The organism is Arthrobacter sp. SIMBA_036 (assembly GCF_046535135.1).
Taxonomy (GTDB): Bacteria; Actinomycetota; Actinomycetes; order Actinomycetales; family Micrococcaceae; genus Arthrobacter.
In genome coordinates, this window is sequence record NZ_JAWRXG010000500.1 from 1 (window position 1) to 230 (window position 230).

Consider the following 230-nt stretch of genomic DNA (forward strand, 5'->3'; position numbering starts at 1 on the left):
CTTGGCCGATCTCGTAGAGCGCGGGGGACCGGGGCTTGTTGAACGTGAATGTCAGCTCGTCGGAGCCCACGGGAGTGACGGAGTCCATGTACTCGAAGCCGCCCTTAAGCTTCTTCTGCAGCTGGAAGGTGTATACCACATCGTCGGCGACGAAAGGCTGCCCGTCGGACCACTTCACGCCCTGTCGCAGGGTGAAGGTGACGGACTTGCCGTCCTTGGCAGCGTCCCAG

The 230-nt window shown here is 62.2% G+C and carries 1 protein-coding gene; it reads right to left on the reverse strand.

Annotated elements, in window-relative coordinates; translation table 11 throughout:
* The coding region (locus SB659_RS20655; RefSeq protein ID WP_410551798.1) for an ABC transporter substrate-binding protein at positions 1–230 on the reverse strand (230 nt) is incomplete at both ends.